Raw genomic sequence first — 2,245 nt, 5'->3', positions numbered from 1 at the left:
TGCATCACAAGCACAAGTAAAGCGAGCTTACCGTCAACTGGTGAAAATTTGGCATCCCGATCGCTTTCTTGAGCAAAAGCAAAAACAGGAAGCTGAGGAAAAAATCAAATCAATCAACTCAGCTTACAACAAGCTCAAATCTGAAAGTCCATCTGAGCCTGCCATTCCTGAAAATCCATCTCCATCTTCGCCTAAAAATTCCACAAAAATATCTGTCAATCGTTGGGATGCTGAAACTTTCTATGGTTTAGGAGTAGAAAATGCTACACAAGGAAGATATGAGGATGCGATCGCAGATTTTACCCATGCAATTCGTCTCAATCCTCACTATGTTGAGGCGTATAAATATCGTGGGCTAGTTTGCTCTCAACTGGGATACGAATATAGAGCCGCTTCCGATTTAAATAAAGCTGCACAAATAGAACAAGAGTTAAGAAATCCCGGTGCTGCACGGAGAGTGCGATCGCCTAGATATGTATCCAAACCTAGACCTTTGGTAGAAAGATTTTGTCAGAGGATTAAAAAGATATTACGGCTAAATCGGCGTTGGAGATAAAAAGCGAATATAGTTTAGGACGCTTCAGACGGCGACACCATATCTTGAGTTAGATAATATTTATACTGGGGAATACTAAATGTAGTCAGATTTGCTACTGATTTATTTAGTATTTTTAAATATGCAAGATTTAATATCTGTACGCACCCTCAAAGGGCATTCAAATAAGGTAATGTGTGTCGTCTTCAGTCCTGATGGCCAGACTTTAGCCAGTGGTAGTGATGACAAAACTATAAAAATTTGGCATTTAACTAACCAGGAATCACGCACCCTCAAGGGACATGGAGAGTCTTCTTGGTCTGGAGGGGTAAATTCTGTTGCTTTTAGCCCTAATGGTAAGATTCTAGCCAGTGGTAGTGATGACAAAACTATTAAATTGTGGGAAGTTCTAACAGGGAATGAAATCTGTACCTTCACAGGACATGAAGAAAAGGTTTACTCTGTTGCCTTTAGCGTGGATGGAAAAACTTTAGCCAGTAGCAGTAAAGACAAGACGATCCAACTTTGGTCAATAGAGACACGAAAGAAAGTAAACACACTCAAAGGGCATTCAGATGACGTTTTGTGCGTCGCTTTCAGCCCAGATGGAAAAACTTTAGCTAGTGGTGGTGCTGGTAATGACAAAACCATCAATATTTGGCATCTGGATAAACAGAAAGTTCTTACCCTTACGGGACATTCCGATTGGTTTGGAGGGGTAGAATCTGTAACTTTCAGTCCAAATGGCAAGACTTTAGCAAGCGGTAGTTGGGATAAGACAATTAAGCTATGGGATGTCGAAAGTGGTGAAGAACTCTGCACACTAACTGGACATTCTGATCATGTTTGTTCTGTTGCTTTTAGCCCCAATGGCAAAATTATAGCTAGCAGCAGTAAAGACAAAACGATCAAGCTATGGCAAGTAGATACAGGCAATGAACTCTGTACTTTTTCAGGATCTGAAGATGCAGTTTATTCCGTTGCCTTTAACCCAGATGGTAAGACGCTGGCTAGTGGCAGTGGGGATAAAACTATTACCCTATTCCCCATTAGTAAGGCTGTCATTCTTTTATAAATGACCTATAAGCATAATCTATCCAAGTCGATTAAAAATTTACAAAACTGAAGCAAATTACTAGATTTTTTATCAATCCATCACCTAACCGTTTAATAACATCTATCTTTGGGATAATCTTTCTTTAGATTAAGCATTAACTTCCTACAGATATAGCCATTTGCTGATCTCAGAGGTTATGCTGATAGCTACCAACAGTTGAGTAGCAAATAAAACTCAATCTTTATCAGCAACATACCTTTTCTAACTCATTAAAACCTCTGTTCTTACAAAGCTTTAGTTTGTCAATATTTATCGAGGAGTGAAATCAACAGCTATGTCTATTCCCAATGAACCCGAAAGCAAAAACAGTGAGATTAAGCAAGAATCTTACACTGATGTTAATGGTAATACTCACACTGACTTGACGCGAACCACTGAAACAGTCAAGAACAACGCAGCTAATCCCAACTCCTACACTAACGGTTACGTACAAGGTCGAAATACTGAGCGTGGCAATCAGCAAGATTTAGCCGAGCGTGACAATAACAATGCTAGTGGTGGTTTGGTGTTAGGTATTATTATTACTTCCCTACTTAGTTTGGTTATAGGTGGGGTTTGGTACTTCAATCAGCAGAATAACGCAGCTGTTAACA

At 39.5% G+C, this 2,245-nt stretch carries 2 protein-coding genes and 1 pseudogene; all 3 read left to right on the top strand.

What is annotated here, in order from left to right; all coding sequences use genetic code 11:
* On the top strand, positions 1 to 556 hold a 556-nt coding region (locus VE944_RS09645), incomplete at its 5' end, for a DnaJ domain-containing protein (protein ID WP_324975790.1).
* 121 nt (positions 557 to 677) lie between these two features.
* Positions 678 to 1,610, top strand: a complete 933-nt coding sequence (locus tag VE944_RS09640; RefSeq protein ID WP_324975787.1) for a WD40 repeat domain-containing protein — start codon at positions 678 to 680, stop codon at positions 1,608 to 1,610.
* Positions 1,611 to 1,926: 316 nt separating this feature from the next.
* Positions 1,927 to 2,245 (top strand): annotated as a pseudogene (locus VE944_RS09635) (hypothetical protein); the annotation flags it as partial.

The organism is Nostoc sp. (genome assembly GCF_035638895.1).
Lineage (GTDB): Bacteria > Cyanobacteriota > Cyanobacteriia > Cyanobacteriales > Nostocaceae > Nostoc.
Note: the sequence above shows the minus strand (reverse complement) of the source record. Positions and strands in the feature narration are given on the sequence as shown.